Origin of the sequence: Bacillus cihuensis, assembly GCF_000504145.1 — a bacterium.
Taxonomy (GTDB): domain Bacteria; phylum Bacillota; class Bacilli; order Bacillales; family DSM-1321; genus Peribacillus; species Peribacillus huizhouensis.
In genome coordinates, this window is the sequence record NZ_KI632497.1 from 230,092 (window position 1) to 247,840 (window position 17,749).

17 protein-coding genes and 1 other annotated feature are annotated in these 17,749 nt (G+C 37.7%); all 17 genes read right to left on the minus strand.

The window, feature by feature from the left end; genetic code table 11:
* Positions 1-162: 162 nt before the first annotated feature.
* On the minus strand, positions 163-1,467 hold the full coding sequence (locus tag V179_RS0119310; RefSeq protein ID WP_028392921.1) for a uracil-xanthine permease family protein: 1,305 nt from the start codon (positions 1,465-1,467) through the stop codon (positions 163-165).
* Between the two features lie 156 nt (positions 1,468-1,623).
* On the minus strand, positions 1,624-2,166 hold the full coding sequence (gene pyrR / locus V179_RS0119315) for a bifunctional pyr operon transcriptional regulator/uracil phosphoribosyltransferase PyrR (RefSeq protein WP_028392922.1): 543 nt from the start codon (positions 2,164-2,166) through the stop codon (positions 1,624-1,626).
* Positions 2,167-2,357: 191 nt separating this feature from the next.
* Complete coding sequence (locus V179_RS0119320; protein WP_028392923.1) at positions 2,358-3,272, minus strand: RluA family pseudouridine synthase; 915 nt, start codon at positions 3,270-3,272, stop codon at positions 2,358-2,360.
* Entirely contained in the window at positions 3,265-3,738 is a 474-nt protein-coding gene (gene lspA / locus V179_RS0119325) for a signal peptidase II (RefSeq protein ID WP_028392924.1), read from the minus strand. Before lspA ends, V179_RS0119320 begins: the two co-directional genes overlap by 8 nt.
* Positions 3,739-3,901: 163 nt before the next feature.
* Positions 3,902-6,667 carry an isoleucine--tRNA ligase gene (gene ileS / locus V179_RS0119330; RefSeq protein ID WP_028392925.1) on the minus strand — a complete coding sequence of 922 codons (2,766 nt, stop codon included), beginning with the start codon at positions 6,665-6,667 and terminating at the stop codon, positions 3,902-3,904.
* Positions 6,668-6,849: 182 nt separating this feature from the next.
* Positions 6,850-7,086, minus strand: a binding site (T-box leader).
* 61 nt (positions 7,087-7,147) lie between these two features.
* Positions 7,148-7,648, minus strand: a complete 501-nt coding sequence (locus V179_RS0119335; protein ID WP_028392926.1) for a DivIVA domain-containing protein — start codon at positions 7,646-7,648, stop codon at positions 7,148-7,150.
* Between the two features lie 55 nt (positions 7,649-7,703).
* Positions 7,704-8,477, minus strand: a complete 774-nt coding sequence (locus tag V179_RS0119340; RefSeq protein ID WP_028392927.1) for a YlmH family RNA-binding protein — start codon at positions 8,475-8,477, stop codon at positions 7,704-7,706.
* 24 nt (positions 8,478-8,501) lie between these two features.
* Entirely contained in the window at positions 8,502-8,762 is a 261-nt protein-coding gene (locus V179_RS0119345) for a YggT family protein (RefSeq protein ID WP_028392928.1), read from the minus strand.
* Between the two features lie 6 nt (positions 8,763-8,768).
* Complete coding sequence (locus V179_RS0119350) at positions 8,769-9,224, minus strand: cell division protein SepF (protein ID WP_028392929.1); 456 nt, start codon at positions 9,222-9,224, stop codon at positions 8,769-8,771.
* Between the two features lie 15 nt (positions 9,225-9,239).
* Complete coding sequence (locus tag V179_RS0119355) at positions 9,240-9,917, minus strand: YggS family pyridoxal phosphate-dependent enzyme (protein WP_028392930.1); 678 nt, start codon at positions 9,915-9,917, stop codon at positions 9,240-9,242.
* 8 nt (positions 9,918-9,925) lie between these two features.
* Positions 9,926-10,747, minus strand: coding sequence for a peptidoglycan editing factor PgeF (pgeF, locus tag V179_RS0119360; protein ID WP_028392931.1), 822 nt, complete (start codon positions 10,745-10,747; stop codon positions 9,926-9,928).
* A 74-nt stretch (positions 10,748-10,821) separates the two neighbouring features.
* Positions 10,822-11,082 carry a YlmC/YmxH family sporulation protein gene (locus V179_RS0119365; protein ID WP_028392932.1) on the minus strand — a complete coding sequence of 87 codons (261 nt, stop codon included), beginning with the start codon at positions 11,080-11,082 and terminating at the stop codon, positions 10,822-10,824.
* Positions 11,083-11,637: 555 nt separating this feature from the next.
* On the minus strand, positions 11,638-12,417 hold the full coding sequence (gene sigG, locus V179_RS0119375; protein ID WP_028392933.1) for an RNA polymerase sporulation sigma factor SigG: 780 nt from the start codon (positions 12,415-12,417) through the stop codon (positions 11,638-11,640).
* A gap of 142 nt (positions 12,418-12,559) precedes the next feature.
* Complete coding sequence (gene sigE / locus V179_RS0119380; RefSeq protein ID WP_028392934.1) at positions 12,560-13,279, minus strand: RNA polymerase sporulation sigma factor SigE; 720 nt, start codon at positions 13,277-13,279, stop codon at positions 12,560-12,562.
* 51 nt (positions 13,280-13,330) lie between these two features.
* Positions 13,331-14,257: a sigma-E processing peptidase SpoIIGA gene (spoIIGA, locus tag V179_RS0119385; RefSeq protein ID WP_028392935.1), complete on the minus strand. Its 927-nt coding sequence runs from the start codon at positions 14,255-14,257 to the stop codon at positions 13,331-13,333.
* 774 nt (positions 14,258-15,031) lie between these two features.
* On the minus strand, positions 15,032-16,192 hold the full coding sequence (gene ftsZ / locus V179_RS0119395) for a cell division protein FtsZ (protein WP_028392936.1): 1,161 nt from the start codon (positions 16,190-16,192) through the stop codon (positions 15,032-15,034).
* Positions 16,193-16,233: 41 nt separating this feature from the next.
* Positions 16,234-17,526, minus strand: coding sequence for a cell division protein FtsA (gene ftsA / locus V179_RS0119400; RefSeq protein WP_028392937.1), 1,293 nt, complete (start codon positions 17,524-17,526; stop codon positions 16,234-16,236).
* Between the last annotated feature and the right edge of the window lie 223 nt (positions 17,527-17,749).

Below are 17,749 nucleotides of genomic sequence, written 5' to 3' on the forward strand. Positions count from 1 at the left end.
AGCTAAAAAAAATACCCTGCCATAAAGGACAGGGTGAGGGTAGGCAAAGATAGAAGGTGTAAATTTCATTCACCTCTCTTACCTATCACACCCTTAGTAGCCTCTCTGGACTTCTTTTAAAAGGTGATAAAATCTATATAATGATGTTCTTTATTAAAATGATTAATTTTCAAACATATCTCCTGAAACTTTTTCTCTTCCAGGTAAGATAAGATTTAGTAAGATGCCGACGATTGCAGATAATGCCATGCCCGATAAAGAAACTTCATCCGACAATTTTAGAAATGCACCGCCAATCCCTAATACTAGTATGACAGAAGCAATCATTAAGTTTCTTTTTTTATCAAAATCGATTTTATTATCAACCAGCATTCTCAAGCCGCTTGATGCAATAATCCCAAATAGAAGGATGGAGATGCCACCCATTACTGCAGAAGGGATCGAGCTTATAACCGCAGAGATTTTACCTACAAATCCAAAAATGATTGCCGTTACTGCTGCTCCACCGATAATGTATACACTGAATGCTTTTGTCATAGTTAGTACACCGATATTTTCACCGTAAGAGGTAAGTGGTGGCCCTCCTATGATTGAGCCGATCATAATTCCAGCGCCATCACCTGCTATCGAACGATGTAATCCAGGCTTTTCAAGGAAGTTTCGTCCTACTACTTTACTTAATACCATTTGATGGCCAATATGTTCGGAAAGAGTCACAATCGCGACTGGAACCATAATGGCGATGACTCCCCAAGAAAATGTAGGAGTGTATGTTGCAAATGGCACCATGAATTCTGGTATTTCAAACCAATTTGCTTCTCGAATTGGTTCAAAATTAACGATGCCAGCAATAATTGAACAAATGTATCCGACGGTGATACCGATTAAAATCGGTATCAAACCGAAGAAGCCTTTAAAATAAATGTTTCCAATTATCGTGACAATTAAAGTAATCAGGGCAATTGTGATATTCGTAATACTATAAATCTGATTATCTGTATTTGGATTAATATACATGGCCATATTTACAGCCGTAGGAGCTAAGCTCAAGCCAATAACCATAATAACTGGTCCAACGACAACTGGCGGCAGGATATTCATTAACCAATTTAACCCGGCTTTATAAATAATCAGTGCAACAAGCCCGTAAACCAACCCTGCAACGAAACAGCCGATCATGGCACTGCCGGGTCCACTAGATGCTTTTGCAGCAATAATTGGTGATATAAAAGCGAATGATGAGCCCAGATAAGCCGGAATCTTTCCTTTTGTAATGAGCAGGTATGCTAACGTACCTAGTCCACTTGATATGAGTGCTACCGCTGGACTAAGTCCTACTAAGAAGGGAACTAGTACTGTTGCGCCAAACATAGCGAATAAATGCTGTAAACTTAATGTAAGCCAATGCCCTAATTTAGGTACATCTTCTACATCATACATGATGTCTTTTTTCTTTACTTGTTCCATGAAACTTTCCTCCAATTTACATAAAAAAAAATCCTCTTTGTCTTTTGCACAAAGAGGATTGCTTAAGACTTGATGATGCCTGTATTAAGGCATGTCACGTCTAAACATTCTCCCCTTTGTCAGCCTCTCAGGACCGCCTATTAAAAAGGGCTTTATTTATTTTTCTAATATACTTACTTGATCTTCATGATCAACTTCAGTCAAGCAGACAGATATTTTCTCTGTTTGGGATGTTGGTACGTTCTTACCAACAAAATCCGCACGTATCGGTAATTCTCGATGACCTCTGTCAATAAGTACAGCAAGTTGGATTTGTGATGGTCTTCCCATATCAACTAATGCATCCATTCCTGCCCGTACTGTTCTTCCTGTATACAAAACGTCATCAACGAGAATAACGGTTTTTCGCTCAATTTCAACCGGAATATCGGATCCATTTACGATCGGATTACCATCCGCTGTCGTTTTTGATAAATCATCGCGATAAAGTGTGATATCAAGCTCTCCCACTTTTATATCATTGCCTTCGATTTCACTAATTCTTTCTGCCAGTCGATTGGCGAGGTAAATTCCCCTTGTACGAATTCCAATCAAAACGCAGTTTTCAATGCCTTTATTTTTCTCGATGATTTCGTGCGCAATCCTAGTCAGTGCACGGCGAATGGCTTGTTCATCTAAAACGATTGCTTTTTCAGTCATTTATGTCTCCCCGCCTCACTTTATGATGGGTTTATAATCATTAAAAAATCCCCTTACCAAGAAGGCACGGGGATTTTTTTTAATTGGCAATAAAAGTTAGCCAATTTATCCGTTTCCTTCTCGGTCTCACTGGACCGTTTTAAAGGTTCATAATTTACATAAACTTATCTTATCTCTATTTTATAAAGCTGTCAATTACTTTTTGATAGATAATCCAACACGTCTATAAACTCTTTTGGTAGCGGTGCTTCAAATTCTATATACTCCTTCGTACGCGGATGTACAAAGCCTAGCAATCCTGCGTGTAGAGCTTGTCCATTAATATCCAATGTTTTCCTTGGACCGTATTTCGGATCTCCAGCGAGCGGATATCCGATATATTTCATGTGGACACGAATTTGATGGGTTCTTCCTGTCTCTAATTGACATTCAACATGAGTGAAATTCTTGAATCGTTTGATTACCCTGAAATGAGTAACAGCCTTTTTTGAATTTTCATCAGTTACAGTCATACTTTGGCGATCTTTCTTATCACGACCAATTGGTGCATCAATCGTTCCAAAATCATGGGGAATCACACCGTGTACAATTGCTTGATATTTTCTAGTTACAGATTTATCAACCAACTGTTGCACAAGACTTTCATGGGCCATATCATTTTTAGCAACCATTAATAAACCTGATGTATCCTTATCAATACGGTGAACGATTCCTGGACGCATGACCCCATTAATACCTGATAAATCCGTACAGTGGGCCATTAAGCCATTAACAAGTGTGCCAGAAGTATGACCAGGAGCCGGGTGAACGACCATACCACGAGGTTTGTTCACTACAAGAACATCACTATCTTCATAAAAGACCTCTAAGTTCATTTCTTCTGCAACTACATCCAATTCTTCAAGTTCAGGGATCTTAACGATGACTTCATCGCCTTCTTGGCATTTGTAATTCGTTTTTACAGCAGCACCATTCACAAGAACATGGCCCTCTTTAATCCATTGCTGAACTTGATTTCGAGACCATTCCTCGTTCAAAGTTGCTAACGCCTTGTCAATTCGTGCTTTACTTTCTGATGATTCAATGATGTATGAAAAATTAGTCATTCTGTCTCTCCTTCTTTTCTTGTCGCTCTGCTAAAAACATATAAATTACGAGTAAAGCAACACCAATACAAAGTGCTGAATCGGCAACATTAAATACAGGGAAGCTATAATTAAAAATATACGTATGAACGAAGTCCACTACTTCTTTTCTGATAACTCGGTCAATAAAATTACCAATCGCTCCACCTAGCATTAAGCCAAGCGCTACGCCTAAAAGTTTACTTTCTTTGCTTAATTTCTGGATGTAGTACATGATTCCGATAATAACAACTATAGTAATCAAGTAAAAGAACCACATTTGACCTTGAAGAATCCCCCAGGCAGCACCACGATTTCGATGTGAAGTGATATATAGATAATTTTCAATAATTTCGATGCTTTCCCCGTACTCCATTTTTTTCACAACAAACCACTTCGTTAGCTGGTCAGCCGCAATAACCAACAGGGCAATTATATAATAGAACATATTCAATCCCCCAACCTAATCGCAATCTTTTCTAATGAATTGTAGCACAATCTTTATTCATTGCATAATTAAGATTGTTAAATAATCCGAATTTTAAAAGGTCTGTCCCCACATTATAATGTAGGAAACAGACCTGATGACACATCCTTATTAGATGGCTATTTTAGTTTGTATAATGTTCCGACATAACTGTAGCACAGCGAGGGCAAAGAGTTGGATGTGTTTCAACTGTCCCTACTTCTTCTGAAACATTCCAGCAGCGTTCACAAGTTTCACCTTCGGCTTTATCAACTACAATTACAGCTTTGTCTAATTTGATTGCTTCTTTTGGAGCATCTTCCACTGTTCCACCTACTGCAAACTTAGAAACAATGAATAGTTGTTCAAGATTTTCTTCGATGCTATTTAACAAAGTCTGTTCTTTTTCATCTACAAAAACAGTTACTTTTGCATTCAAAGATTTGCCAATCACTTTTTGATTTCTAGCCTCTTCTAACGCTTTAAGTACATCGTCACGAAGATTTAAGAAGGCATTCCATTTTTCTTCGATTGTGTTCGTGTCAGTCACAGAATATTCTTCAGGCATCACTGTTAACTGTACACTCTCTTCAGAAACACCAGGAATGAATGCCCAAACTTCATCCGCTGTATGAGAGAGGATTGGTGATACAAGCTTAGTCAAACTTACTAATGCTTCGTATAAGAATGTTTGGATAGCTCTACGATCATGACTGTCAGGCGCCTCACAATATAAAATATCCTTCGCATAATCCAAATAGAAAGCACTTAAATCAAGTGTACAGAAATTATTAACAAGGTGATAAATAGATGCAAATTCATAATTTTCATAGGCTGATTTTGTTTGTTTGATTAATTTATTCAATTTAATCATCATAAACTGATCGACTTCACGAAGATTTTCATAGACAACTTTATCCGTCTCTGGATTAAATCCTTCCAAATTCCCTAAAAGGAAACGGAATGTATTTCGAATCTTACGATATACATCTGCTACTTGTTTCAAAATTGGGTCAGATACACGGACATCCGATTGATAGTCTACAGAAGCAACCCATAAACGAAGGATATCTGCTCCAAGTTGATTCATTACTTTCGCTGGGATTACGACGTTTCCAATTGACTTACTCATTTTGCGACCTTCACCATCAAGGGCAAAACCATGACTTAACACGCCTTTATACGGTGCTTTCCCAGTTACTGCTACTGCAGTTGAAAGCGATGAGTTAAACCAACCGCGATATTGGTCTGATCCTTCTAAATATAAGTCAGCAGGGCGTTGTAGATCTTCACGCTCTTCCAAAACGGCCTGATGTGATGATCCTGAATCGAACCAAACATCCATAATATCTGTTTCTTTTGTAAAGAGACCATTTGGACTACCAACATGTGAAAATCCTTCCGGAAGCAAGTCTTTCGCTTCACGTTCAAACCAAACATTTGATCCATGCTCACGGAATAAATCAGATACATGATTGATCGTCTCATCAGTGATAATTTCCTGGCCATCTTCTGCATAAAACACAGGAATTGGAACTCCCCAAGCCCGTTGACGAGAAATACACCAGTCTCCACGGTCACGGACCATATTATACAGACGAGTTTCTCCCCAAGCTGGAACCCATTTTGTTTCTTCAATTGCTGTCAATAGTTCACTTCGGAAATCTTTAATTGATGCAAACCACTGAGCTGTTGCACGGAAGATTGTCGGTTTTTTCGTCCGCCAGTCATGTGGATATGAATGGGTAATGAAGTTCAACTTTAATAACGCGCCGACTTCTTGTAGCTTATCAGTAATCGGTTTATTTGCCTCATCATAAAAAAGACCCGCAAACTCACCTGCTTCATTTGTCATAACCCCTTTTTCATCAACAGGGCACAAAACATCAAGGCCGTATTTTTGACCAACAATAAAGTCATCTTCCCCGTGTCCAGGCGCAGTATGGACACAACCAGTACCTGCATCTGTCGTTACATGTTCACCGAGCATAACTAGAGATTGACGGTCATATAAAGGATGCTTCGCTAAAACATGTTCCAGCTCATTTCCTTTTACTGTTTTTACAACAGTTGGATTTTCCCAAGCAATAGTCGCAGAAACTGTCTCAAGAAGCGCTTGTGCAACTACATAGCGTGTTCCATCCACTTCTACAACAACATATGTCAAATCAGGGTGAACGGAAATACCAAGGTTTGCTGGAATAGTCCAAGGTGTTGTTGTCCAGATTACAATTTTCGTACCATTTTCAAGAACGTTTTTACCATCTACTACATCAAATGCAACATAAATCGATGCAGAACGTTTATCTTGGTATTCAATTTCAGCTTCAGCAAGTGCAGATTCACTTGATGGAGACCAATAAACTGGTTTTTTCCCTTTATAGATATATCCTTTTTTTGCCATATCACCGAATACTTTAATTTGCTGTGCTTCATATTCAGGCTTAAGAGTAATATATGGATTTTCCCAATCGCCGCGAACACCTAAACGTTTAAATTGCTCACGTTGGCCATCAATTTGTTGATAAGCGTATTCTTCACAAAGCTTACGGAATTCTGCGACACTCATTTCTTTCCGTTTCACACCTTTTTTTGTTAGTGCCGTTTCGATTGGGAGACCATGTGTATCCCAACCAGGTACGTAAGGTGCATGAAAACCATTCATTGATTTAAATCGAACAATGAAGTCCTTCAAGATTTTATTCAAAGCATGCCCCATATGAATATCTCCATTTGCGTATGGAGGGCCATCATGAAGGATGAAAAGCGGTCGGCCTTTTGTTTTTTCTTGCACCTTTTGATAAATATTCATTTCTTCCCATGCTGATTGAATTTCTGGTTCTCTTTTCGGTAAATTTCCTCTCATCGGGAATTCTGTCTTGGGCATCAATAAAGTATCTTTGTATTCCATAATTCTTCCTCCATCCAATTAGAAAAGCTTAAAGCAACTTGACTAGTTCTACTTCTTTGTTCCTCCCCATTACCTCAATATTTAATTTACTATCACAATTGTGGTGGGGTTTTCAGCCTTTTATAGAGGTAGTAAAACTTCATATCGTTTTTAAGCAACAAAAAAAGTCTTCTCATCCCTAAAATAGGGACGAGAAGACTTTTTCCCGCGGTACCACCCTGGCTAGATAAAGCATTAGATATCCTTTATCCTCTCAAGCATTCGTAACGCGAATGAACGCCTCGTTTACTGCCTTTTACGGGTTCGACTCGGAACTCCAGGGTGATATTCAATACGTTCACTTATACCAGACTTTCACCATCTCCGGTTCGCTTAAATAAGTGTATGAATGCATTTACTATCCCTATCATCGTTTCATATCAATATTAGGTTGATTGTAAGAAATTATATGCGAAACAAGTGTGAAAAGTCAAGGCGATATTATGAATCTTTGTCTGCAAATTCGGTTGCATCGACTTCATATTCCATTAGATTATCCCAGTCATCTGCACTCAACAAATCTAGCTGTGCTTCCACTAGCATCTTGAATCTTGTCCTAAATACTTTGGATTGTTTCTTCAATTCTTCAATTTCCAAAGCAAGTTTTCTTGCTTTACTTAGAGAATCATTAACAATCCGATCAGCGTTCTTCTCAGCTTCTTTAATAATCAATTTTGCTTCTTTTTGGGCATTACGCTTTACTTCTTCCGCAGCCTCTTGAGCAATGATGATCGATTTATTCAATGTTTCCTCAATATTATTAAAGTGGCCAAGACGATCATCTACCTCATTCAGTTTCTGTTCAAGTTCTTTCTTTTCCCGGAGTATCAGCTCATAATCCTTAATAATCTGATCAAGAAATTCATTTACTTCATCCTCATCATATCCACGGAAGCCTTTACTGAACTCCTTATTATGTATATCAATCGGGGTTAATGGCATGATGCACCTCCATGTATTCTCTATGTCTTAAATGATGTTCTTGCTAATTTATTCATTATTTATGCCTGCCGATACTTATTCGCCATTTTTCTTTTTTCGTTTTACCATCTATCGACAAAATTTTGGCTCTACCAAACCCTCTTACAGATAAAGTGTCACCTTCTCGACATTCCATTGAACCATGCTCAGTACTTTTAAAATTGACTTTTACTTTACCAGCAGCTAGTAGAGTTTGGGCTTTTTGTCTTGAAAGATTAGTAACAGCAGCTAGTAGAACATCCAGTCTAAGTGATGAAACGGTATGGCTCTGCTCTTCCCAATGCTCTTTTATTATAATAATCTCTGTTAAAGAAAGCTTTTTAATTGAAACAGAAACATTGCCCATTTTTTCTAAGTTTGCAGTAAGATAATCCTCAATTTCTGCTGCCGCTATAAATTGAACATTCTGTCCATCTATTAAAATGTCACCAAATTTCTCACGCTTCAAACCAAGCGACATGAGCGTACCAAGGACATGCCTATGTTCCAACGAAATAAATTTCTTTGGGTATGAAATTTCGAATAAAATCAATTGGTAGTCCGCTTTCTCTGGTACATAATAATCGGGATAAATGAGGGCACGTTTACGTTCTACCGCTTCACTTCCTCCAAAAAATTGCAGTAAAGCGGCATCATCATTTCCAACCAAAGCAAGTAAAATTTGTTGTTCACGCGGATTAAGGAAATCAGTTAATCTGGGACAATAATTCTGCTTTACCGCCTCGACCCAACCACGTGCATGATCAATAAACTCTTTTTCTTCCGGCCTGAAATGCTGATAAATATTCATGAAATGCTACTCCCTTAAATACCTTTAAATCCACAAGAAAATCTGACTGATCCCATAACCTGCAAACTGCAAAGCAAGAATTGCAACAATTGGTGAAAAGTCAATCATTCCAAGAGGTGGAACAAATCTTCTAAACGGTTCTAAATATGGCTCACTGATCCTAGCTAAAAACTGCCCAATCGATGTTTCTCTAGCATTGGGAAACCATGACATTAAAATATAGGCAACTAGTGCATATGAATAAAATTTAATCACCGTTAATATAATCCCAACTAACATTGTCATTTCGCTCTACCACCTCGCTTCTTCGTACTCCTCGTCCAAAGCGAACCCAGTAATATTTCCGGAAACGTCCACATTATCCGGAGTACATAAGAATATATCTGTACCAATTTTTTGTATGTCCCCACTGATTGCATAAACCGTCCCACTTAAGAAATCGACAATTCGTTTAGCTTGGTCATGCTGTATTCGTTGCAAGTTTACTACAACTGCACGGCGATTTTTTAAATGGTCTGCTACTTCTTGGGCTTCTGAGTATGCACGCGGTTCTAATAATACTACTTTAGAAGATTTTTGAACACTTTGCAAACTTACTACATTCTTATTTTCATTCTGTGAGGTTTGGAAGCTTTTCGATGATTTCATTGGTTTCGTTTCCTTCACCTCTTCCTCGACCAATTCTTCTCTGTATTCATATTCATCATCCAATGCAAAATATGATTTAAATTTTGATACAAATGACATGAATCGTGTACCTCCTTAGGATTCCCCACCGACTAATGCAGTTCCTATGCGAATCATCGTTGCACCTTCTTCAATTGCAATTGTGAAATCATTCGACATTCCCATTGATAACTCCATACATGGTGCATGTGTCATGTTGGCAGATTGAACTTCTTTTTGTAACTCCTTCAATTTTTTAAAGCAAGTCCGAAGTTCATTTTCATCTTCCGTAAGAGGTGCCATTGTCATTAATCCAGCAATTTGAATATTTGAAAAAGATTCTAAACTACGAATAAATGATAACGTCTCTAAAGGAGTAATACCATGCTTTGATTCTTCCCCAGAAACATTTACTTGCACTAGACATTTTATAGGCTTAGCCGCCCGCTTCTGAATTTCTTCGGCCAACGAAATCCGATCAAGGGAATGAATATATTCCACTTTATCTATGATATTTTTGACCTTCCTAGTTTGCAGGCTGCCAATATAATGCCAGATTGGCTTGTCCCCTAATACAGCATATTTATTTATAAGCCCTTCATCTCGATTTTCACCGAGATGATGAAGCCCAGCTTCTATCGCTTCATTGGCACGCTCTACTGAAACGTACTTTGTCACAGCTACTACCGTAATTTCTTCACGGCTTCTGCCACTTTTCTGACATGCAGCATTTATTTTTTCATCAATAATCGTTTTATTATCTGCTACTCTCAATGTTCCTTTTATTCCTCCTTCCAGCCGATAAAACTCATAAGACGTCCTGTTTTTCCTTGATCACGCCTATGAGAGAAAAATGTATCATTTTCACAGCTGGTACATAGTGTAGAAATTTCAATTTGTTCTCGAGGAACACCGGCCTTTACTAAAATTTCAGTATTGACCTGTTTCAGATTTAGCTTATATTGTCCATCGCTAATTAAATTATATGGCTTTTCGTCATAATCTTCCACCAATTTTTGCACAAACTTGACAATTTTATTATCGACAACATAACATTCGCCACAAATAGCTGGACCAATTGCTACATGAATGTCTGTAGACTTAATACCAGCTTGATTCCATGACTCAATCATAGAAGCTGCAATCCCAGAAACTGTTCCTCTCCAACCTGCATGAGCGATCCCGACCTTGCCATACTTTGGTGCGATGTAATAAAGGGGTACACAGTCCGCATAACAAAGGGTGAGGAGAATTTGTTTCTCTGTAGTAAAAAGTCCGTCCGTTGCTTTAAGGCTGGTAAGATAATCTTTCGAGCCCTTTCCACAGTCTGACGGGAAAACCTTCTCAACCTTTGTCTCATGCGTCTGTTCAGCGCAAACCCAATCTGTTAAAGGAAATGAAAGCTTTTTTGCTAAGATTTGGCGATTTGCGATAACATCCTCGGTGTTATCACCCACATGAAAGCCGATATTCAGTGAAGCATAGTCCCCCTTGCTAACTCCACCATTTTTTGTTGTGAACCCTGCAATTAGCCCTGGAAACTTATTCATCCAGCTTTCGAGACAATAAAATTCTTCTTCACGCAATAAAAATGGTTCTGTCATAATCCCTACCTCTTGTTTTTTATTAAGTGTATCATATTCCCTTTTATTTTCACTATGAAAAGCACAATTACTTGCTAATCATCAAGACTTTCTTTAAATGCAAATGAATGTTCAACGAGAATCACATCTTCGCCAACTTTTTTTATTTTTTTCCAAGGGATAATAATCTCTTCATCTTTTCCAAAAATCCCAAGCATCCGGCTCCCATTCGATACAATAATCGCTTCAATGGAACCTGCTTGAGGATTAATAATAAGATCCACCATATTCCCCAATCTTTTTCCATCTCCAATATTGACAATATCCTTTATTTGAAATTCAGATATTCTGACCAAACTGATCAGCTCCTCTACATTATTCAAATTTATTATCCATTTTACATAACGAGTGCCTCTGTCTAATCATGAAAGGGTATGTGCAGATTTCCTCTTATTTAAACTCAGAAATTAATAAAATAACAAGTTTAACGAATTTTTTAATAATTGGCTCTATTAAACCCTGTTGATTAAAACGAAAGTCGTTCGCTTCCCACGGGCGGTCCAATAGCCTCCTCGGTGCTGTGCGTCTGTGGGGGGCTCCCTTTGACTCTGTTTTCTGCAGGTCTCACGCCTTCCGCTCCAATCAACATCATGCCAAAATCAATAATGAGCTTTAACATAGCCTAATAAAGGATTATTCCTATAGTAGTATTACATGATATACTGCGATAAAGTATAACTTCAATCAGGGAGTTTTATCAAAATGTTGTTTCTTAATTCTATGTATATGTTTAAAATGAAACCACATATGCTTGATTTTAATTCTTTCTTGGTTTATATATTAACGCAAAAAAACTCCATATTCCTGACCTTGCCAAGAAATGGAGTCTGTTACCATCCATACAATATCCTTTATTGTTGGATATTCTTATTCATTTGCCGGATTGCTGCTTTCTCAAGTCTAGAAACTTGCGCTTGTGAAATGCCAATTTCCTCAGCCACTTCCATTTGGGTTTTCCCTTGAAAAAATCGCTTTCGGAGAATCATCTTCTCCCGTTCATTTAAACGACGCATTCCTTCATTCAGCGCAATTTCATCAATCCATTGACTGTCTTTATTTTTTTCATCACTTAATTGATCTAAGACGTAAATCGGATCTCCACCATCATTATAAATAGGCTCGAATAATGAAACAGGATCCTGAATTGCGTCAAGTGCAAAGACAATTTCTTCATGAGAAACATCTAATTCTTTTGCAATTTCTTCAGCTGTTGGTTCACGTAATGTTCTACTCATTAGCTTTTCTTTTACCTGTAATGCTTTATAGGCGATATCTCGTAGCGAACGAGAAACCCTGATTGGATTATTATCACGTAAATATCTTCTAATTTCTCCGATAATCATCGGAACAGCATATGTCGAAAATTTAACATTTTGACCCAAATCGAAATTATCAATCGATTTCATTAAACCAATGCAGCCTACCTGAAATAGATCATCCACAAATTCACCCCGGTTATTGAAGCGCTGAATTACGCTCAACACGAGCCGAAGATTGCCGTTTACTAGTTTTTCTCTCGCTGATGAATCGCCACCTTGCATTTCTTTAAAAAGAATCCGCATTTCTTCATTTTTTAATACCGGTAGTTTTGATGTATCAACACCGCAAATCTCAACCTTGTTACGAGACAAAATTTTTCCCTCCTCACAGGAGCTGCCTTTCAAAATTAAGTATCTCCCGGAGTTTGAAAAATATGCACAGTGAAGAAACGTAAAAAACACCGATTAAAGATCAAACCATTGTAAATAGCTACCTACCTTTAGAAAAAAATTTTTACACCATTTTATTAAATTCCTTTCTAAGTCTTTTAATAATTCTTTTTTCTAATCTGGAAATATAAGATTGCGAAATCCCTAACATATCCGCTACATCTTTTTGCGTTTTTTCTTCCTGTCCAGCTAATCCAAACCGGAGCTCCATGATTTGCTTTTCTCGATCAGAAAGCTGAGTGAGGGCTTTTGTTAACAATTTTCTGTCCACATTAGCTTCTAGGTCTTTCGTTATAATATCTTCCTCTGTTCCAAGTACATCGGAAAGCAATAATTCATTACCATCCCAATCAATATTAAGAGGCTCATCAAAACTCACTTCAGAACGAATCTTATTATTTCTTCGCAGATACATGAGAATTTCATTTTCGATACATCTAGATGCGTATGTAGCCAATTTAATTTTTTTCTCTGGATTAAATGTATTAACTGCTTTGATTAATCCTATTGTACCGATACTGATTAAATCCTCAATATTAATACCTGTATTCTCAAATTTTCTCGCAATATAAACAACAAGTCGTAAGTTTCTCTCAATTAGCATGGCACGAGCTGTTTCGTCACCTTTTGGTAACTTATTTATTAAAACTTCCTCTTCTTCTTTAGAAAGTGGCGGCGGTAGTGCCTCACTTCCTCCAATGTAAAAGATTTCATCAGTTTTCAACCCAAGCTTAAATAGTAATTTATACCAGTAATAAGTGAGACGTAGAATAGTTTTTTTCAACTGAATTCTCCCTTCTATTTTCTAGAAATGTGAGTATATTTTATCTATCGCTTATGAAACAGCTTGAACTGGAATTCCCGTTACCATTTTCGGATGGACAATGCATTCGAATTTACCATCCGCTGATAACGTTTGATAAGTAAAAGATACTAGTCCAGTTTTCACCCGAAAAATATCTTTATTTTGAATAATTTCAATCCAATCTGATTTAATGGCAGTCAACAATTGGTGATCATTTCCAACGACTTTACTTGGAATAATTCGCAACCGATCTTCCCACGTATATTGTGTGTCCCCCATTTCATTAAGTAGAATATCTGGATTTTTAAACAGAGCTGCCATATCTTGCGGAATCATATTTTCTCGGCCATTTAGCGACAAAATCATGACTGGAGAACGTGAAATTGGATCGTACAGATTATTTCCACTATCAATAAAACCTTCTACTGAACAAATAAAATTATCAATTTTCACCGTAACTTTAACCTGTTGTTGATGGTTAATCTTTGTCATTTCTATCGTATCTAAAGTTCTTCTAGAAAATTGCCATGCGAGCGGGAATCCAACAATAACAAATATCCAACTGACTGGATCTCCGAACTGATTAATCCCTTTGTACATTGTGTGTTGTCCAGATAGAATGTTCGTTTCAAACAAGTAATGGAGTCCGAGCAAAATACCACCAGACAAGAACGTAACGAAATATAACGTAGCCAAACTTTTTATAAAAACATAGAACCTCCCAAAACCATAAACTGTTAAAATCATTAAGACGGAGAATAATAGTTTAACCAACACTTTATCAGCGAACATATGATAAGAAGTAAATGATAAGACAATGATAAGAGAACCAAGGAATCCCCCTACAAGAACTCTCCAAAAAGGTACTTTTCTCTTTAACAAAATCGCAGTCCAGTAAAGTAAAAGACAATCAAAAATCCAATTCAATAGCCAAATAACATCCAAATAGAGCGTCAAATATACACCACCCTTTTAGAAATGCGAATTCACAGATATCATTACTTTCTGTAAAAGCAATGAAGAGTAAAATAATAGTAATCATTCTACAGAATAGCTTGCACATCTTCTGTTAGCAAAAAGTATATCGTACCTCGCATCAGAAAGTGTGTCACATTATGACTGGATATTTTGGGACTTTTTGTAGAAAAAATAATTTGGATTTTCTTCATCCTCCATCTACTTTTCCCTTAACATATTATAGATGGGGCTATTATCCTGTTAAGTTAGAATAAAGGGAAGTGTTCATACTGCTGATCTAAAATAGATGCAGTAGCAAAACAAGTAAAATGTTAGTTACTATCGAGTGGAGAGTGGATACAAAATGAATAGCAGACGAAGTGTACGACTTCCCTTAGTCTCCTTTTATCAAAAATTTAGTTGAAATGGGGAAATGAGTAACGAAGTTCCTAGATTCCTAAGACTTTAGTCATATTTGAATATATATTATCACTTTTTTCGATATTCATGATAGTGAATTAAGACTAACTAGGTGTATGTTAAGTGAAATGAAATGCAGACAAAAAAGAGGATGTCCCATCGCAACAAGGTTAAACCTCACACAATTTATGTACAGTTTATTTGACGTGGATATATCACATAAACTGTGTTAATTGTGTGAGGTAGAGCCTTTAATGGGAAATCCTCTCTTTAATACTGGAGAAAAAAGTCTTATTGACAAAGAAATTTGTCAAAATAAAACTTTTATTCTATGAAATTTTATTATTAAACAAATTAACGACGTTTGTTACGGTTACGTAAAAAGGTCGGTATATCCAATGTATCTTCTGCCTGATTAGAGTTACGAACAGGCTGCTGTTGCTGCTGTTCGACATGTTCTTCCCTTTTCACTTCTCGTTTTACCCCAGTCGCTGGAGTTTGCGATGCTGGACGTTGCCCAAAAGAAGGTCTTGACGCTGACGATGCAGGTTTAATCTCTTCTGAATCACTAAAGCCAGTAGCAATAACCGTTACAACAATTTCATCTTTAAAGTTCTCGTTAATAACTGAACCAAAAATCATATTTACCTCTTGATCAGAGGCACTTGCAACGATATCGGCTGCTTCCTGAACTTCGAACAAACTTAAATTCGTTCCGCCAGTAATATTCATAAGTACACCTTGTGCACCATCAATAGAAGTTTCAAGAAGTGGACTTGAGATCGCTTTTTTCGCCGCTTCGGTCGCACGATTCTCTCCTGAAGAAATACCAATTCCCATGAGCGCAGAACCCTTATTAGACATGATCGTCTTGACATCTGCAAAGTCCAAGTTAATAAGTCCAGGTACCGCGATCAAATCAGAGATCCCTTGAACACCTTGCCTAAGGACATTATCAGCTTCACGGAATGCTTCAAGCATTGGCGTACTCTTATCAACGATTTCAAGTAATCGATCATTTGGAATGACGATTAACGTATCAACTGATTCCTTCATGGCACCGATACCGCCTTGAGCTTGTGTTGAACGTTTACGTCCTTCAAATGTGAACGGTCGAGTCACAACTCCTACTGTCAACGCCCCTAAATCCTTTGCAATTTGAGCGATAACGGGAGCTGCACCTGTTCCAGTACCGCCGCCCATTCCAGCCGTTACAAATACCATGTCGGCGCCTTTTAACGCTTCTTCAATTTGTTCCTTGCTTTCTTCAGCTGCTTTTTTACCTACTTCTGGATTCGCCCCTGCACCTAATCCACGAGTAAGTTTACCACCAATTTGCATTTTGATTTCTGCTTTTGATAGATTGAGAGCTTGAGCATCTGTATTAACAGAAATAAACTCTACCCCCTGGACCCCGTGCTCAATCATACGGTTTACGGCATTGTTACCGCCCCCGCCTACACCGATGACTTTTATAGTAGCTAATGTTTCTAGATTAGAATCAAACTCCAACATGATAATCCTCCTAATTTGACGATATTCCAATAATTTCCTGTCTATTCAAAAAAGTAACCAAGGATCTTTTTGAATTTAGATTCACCTTTTTCGGCCCGAGGCTTCTCCACTCGTTCTTTCGGTTGAGGTTGCTGCATTTTTTGACTCTGTTCTCGGTTTTCGTAAGCTGAACCTGCAGCTACAGGAGCTTCATTATTTTTTTGTATTCTTGTCTTTTTACAAGCATGTTTAATTAATCCAACAGCTGTTGTATATTGAGGTTCCCGAACACCTATATAATTCGGTTCCGCTGTTCTCACTCGGTTTTGGAAACTATATTGAGCAAGTTCTAATACTCCCGGCATCTTCACAACGCCGCCAGTCAATACAAAACCTCCTGCAAGATCGCTCTCGCCAATTCTATTTAATTCGTTTTGAACAAGTTCGAATATCTCTGTCATCCTTGCTTCAATTATGTCAGCTAACATTAACTGATTGCAAGGTTGTTGCTGATCACTCCCGATTATTGGTATGTTGAACACATCTTCTTCTGATGCATCGTCATAAAAGGCATGTCCATGTTTAATCTTGATCTTCTCCGCATCATCTGTTGTTGTCCGTAATACGATAGAAAGATCCTTAGTAATCGTTTCTCCACCAATTGGTATCACACACGTATGTTTCAAGTACCCTTGTTCGAAAACAGCAAGTGTTGTTGAACCACCACCAATATCTAGAAGCGCTACTCCAAGTTCTTTTTCATCTTTTGAAAGCACAAGAGAGCCCGCAGCGAGTGGCTGAAGGGCAATGTCTGTAATTTCCAAACCTGCTCTTTCTACACATCGTAATGAATTATGTAAAATCGTACGCAAACCTGTGATTAATATCCCTCTCATTTCCAATCGAACACCAATCATGCCTCTTGGATCGCTTATCTCATCAAGCTCGTCCACTTTATAATGAACTGGAATAATATCAACAATCTCCCTGTCAGAAGGAATCGTAATCAATTCGGCTGCCTCTCTAACCCTTACAACATCTTGGATGGTTATCTCCTTATTATCACTTGAAACTGCGACAACGCCATGGCACGGTTGTAGCATTACATGATTGCCGCTTATGCCGACTATTACCTTATTGATCTCCATTCCAATCATTCGTTCTGCCTGTTCAACGGCCCGCTGAATCGATTGAACTGTTTCATCTATATCTACGATTGACCCTTTTTTTAATCCTTCTGATTTCACATTTCCTACACCGATTATGTTTAATGTATCATTAACCATTTCCCCAATGATTACTTTAACACTGGATGTACCGATGTCGAGACTTACGTATATTTCATTGTTGTTCATTCCATGGCACCTCCTTCAAGTTTTAACATCTTTCTAAAATCCAAATTAAGTAATACAATTGTTCTTTTTATCCTTCATAACCATATTGTTGTGATATAGCTACCAAAGAATCCAATTTACTTTGGATAAGCATTGTCTAATTTTCAAAGCAGAATCATACATGTATTAAAAACTAATATTCCACATGTCAGGTCATCTGTTTCATAAACGATACACTTCTTAA

Excerpts from the sequence above, each read along its gene's own strand:
- ileS (WP_028392925.1), bottom strand. The coding sequence starts at position 6,667 with ATGGAATACAAAGATACTTTATTGATGCCCAAGACAGAATTCCCGATG.
- V179_RS0119335 (WP_028392926.1), bottom strand. The coding sequence starts at position 7,648 with ATGCCATTAACCCCGATTGATATACATAATAAGGAGTTCAGTAAAGGC.
- ftsA (WP_028392937.1), bottom strand. The coding sequence starts at position 17,526 with ATGAACAACAATGAAATATACGTAAGTCTCGACATCGGTACATCCAGT.
- lspA (WP_028392924.1), bottom strand. The coding sequence starts at position 3,738 with ATGTTCTATTATATAATTGCCCTGTTGGTTATTGCGGCTGACCAGCTA.
- pgeF (WP_028392931.1), bottom strand. The coding sequence starts at position 10,747 with ATGACAGAACCATTTTTATTGCGTGAAGAAGAATTTTATTGTCTCGAA.
- V179_RS0119340 (WP_028392927.1), bottom strand. The coding sequence starts at position 8,477 with ATGAATATTTATCAGCATTTCAGGCCGGAAGAAAAAGAGTTTATTGAT.
- V179_RS0119345 (WP_028392928.1), bottom strand. The coding sequence starts at position 8,762 with ATGACAATGTTAGTTGGGATTATATTAACGGTGATTAAATTTTATTCA.
- V179_RS0119320 (WP_028392923.1), bottom strand. The coding sequence starts at position 3,272 with ATGACTAATTTTTCATACATCATTGAATCATCAGAAAGTAAAGCACGA.
- V179_RS0119350 (WP_028392929.1), bottom strand. The coding sequence starts at position 9,224 with ATGTCATTTGTATCAAAATTTAAATCATATTTTGCATTGGATGATGAA.
- V179_RS0119310 (WP_028392921.1), bottom strand. The coding sequence starts at position 1,467 with ATGGAACAAGTAAAGAAAAAAGACATCATGTATGATGTAGAAGATGTA.
- ftsZ (WP_028392936.1), bottom strand. The coding sequence starts at position 16,192 with ATGTTGGAGTTTGATTCTAATCTAGAAACATTAGCTACTATAAAAGTC.
- pyrR (WP_028392922.1), bottom strand. The coding sequence starts at position 2,166 with ATGACTGAAAAAGCAATCGTTTTAGATGAACAAGCCATTCGCCGTGCA.